At 57.3% G+C, this 1900-nt stretch carries 2 protein-coding genes; both read right to left on the reverse strand.

Annotation, left to right across the window (positions count from 1 at the left end; all coding sequences use genetic code 11):
• On the reverse strand, window positions 1–1251 hold a 1251-nt coding region (locus NW837_RS12970; RefSeq protein WP_414332059.1), incomplete at its 3' end, for a 1-acyl-sn-glycerol-3-phosphate acyltransferase.
• 139 nt (window positions 1252–1390) lie between these two features.
• On the reverse strand, window positions 1391–1843 hold the full coding sequence (locus tag NW837_RS12975; protein WP_011432404.1) for an AbrB family transcriptional regulator: 453 nt from the start codon (window positions 1841–1843) through the stop codon (window positions 1391–1393).
• Window positions 1844–1900: the final 57 nt, after the last annotated feature.

Genomic DNA, 1900 nt, shown 5'->3' on the forward strand with positions numbered 1-1900 from the left:
GCTGAAACGGGCCAGGCGGGGTCCCAAGCGGGGGGGAGCAGTTCCGACGGGATTTTCTCCTTTGATCCAAGCCAGCAGACTCCAGAGGCGCAGGGCGGTTTCCGCCAACTCATCCAGACTCAAACTGGGCTGCTCAGGTACAGGGCGCACCGCAAACACCATCAAGGTTTCCGCCAAGCGCATGTGCCAGAGGTGAAAACTGGCCTCAGCAGCCACTCGATTGGCCAGCCCCCTTTCCAAAGCCGAGAGAGCAGCAATATCGGCAATATCTTCGCGGTAGATCCAGGCCCAGCCCGCCTGTTCGATGCGGTGCCGCCGCTCGATGAAGTCTCCTTGAGGCTCTAGGCCGAAATGTTGCTCGGCCACCCGCAGGGCCAGATCTGACAAGCTTTGAAGACGCGCCAACAGATCCCCCTCTTTAACTTGGGCTCTATCTGCAGCAGGAAGAGCAGGGGCATAGAAGCGCTCATAGAAGGTCTGCATGACCTGGAGCAGGTGTTCTCCCAAGCGAAGGATACGGGCCAGCAAAAAGGCCTGACTGGCATGGGTTGAGCGCGGGGGTGGCAGCTTGCAATCGGCCTCCATGCGGCTGAGCAATCTATTCAGAGCGGCACTGGGATCCCGTAGGTAGGAATAGCGAAGGCCTACCGGCAGGATCAGCACCTGCTCTGGCCGTCCCGCCTTGTGCAGATCCTCCACCGCCCAAAAGCTCATCTGGGCTACCCCCGGCTCCAACGGGTTGAGAAGACTGCTCATACCGTTGATCGTTCCTTCTGGAGCTACCGCCAGCGGATATCGGCCCGATACAAACTGCTCACGAGAACTCTTTAGCCCTGCCCGATCCAGACGGCCTCGCAAAATCGGGATCCCGCCCAAGCGCGGCAAGCCCCAACGGGCAACGGATCCCAGCCACAGAGGTAGGCCGCGGTCATAAACAAACAAAACGTGGGGTCGGCCCCGAAAGCGGATCCCCTGGCGTTGGGCCACCTGCGGCAGGAGATGGGCGAACAAGTACATCAAGCAGGGGGGATCATCGAGGGTCGGGTGTCGAAACGCCACCAACAGGCGAATCTTGCCCGCCTCAAACTGCTGATAAAGCTGAGCCAAACGCTCTCCCCCCTCTACTTCAACGCGAGGGATCCCTTTGGTCCATCGCAACCAAAGGGGCAAGCCTGCTTGAGCGAAATGAACGACCCAAGGCGTCAATCGCGGCGGCAAAAACTTGAGGGGTGGCTGAACCTTCTGTTGCATAGGGATCCTTATCTAGGGTCAGAAAGAGGGTGAACCTAGGCTTTGGATCCCATCTTAAAGAGGGCAAAGCGGGAAGAAAGCTGCGCAGTGACAGTTCGTCAACTGGATCCCTTCTCCTCACTCCCGGCCCGGCAGCGGCTCAAGCCCCAGCAGTTTTTTTCCGGCGACCGCGAGTCGCTTTGGGGGAAGCTTCTTTACTTGGGGTTGACTCCTCCACCACCTGGCCGTTTAGCACTTGCTTGAGGTGAATGTGCTTGTAACCTAGCTGAATCTCGAACTCATCCCCGGGTTTGAGATTCATTTTTTCGGTGTAGGCCGACCCAATGATCAACTGCCCATTTTTGTGAACGCTGACCCGAAAGGTTGGCTCACGACCGCGCTTGTCCCGGCTGGAACTTGGGCTGAGACTCAGACCTTTTGCCGCCAGCACCGCGTCATAGAACTCATTCAAGTTGACGCGAGGCTTGTTGGTCTTGGTCATGGTTACATAGCCACATCGCTTTGCCGTTTCTCGGCGTGGAAGATGCCCCAACGCTTCGACCTTCTGGAGCAGAGCCTTCCCGGTTAAAGGTTGTGGTGGTATATCTGACATTTTTTAATGTCCTACATCCTTCTCTTAAGATCATACCCTTGTGATGTACTCCTGCAA

Origin of the sequence: Synechococcus sp. R6-10 (genome assembly GCF_047461815.1) — a bacterium.
Classification (GTDB): domain Bacteria; phylum Cyanobacteriota; class Cyanobacteriia; order Thermostichales; family Thermostichaceae; genus Thermostichus.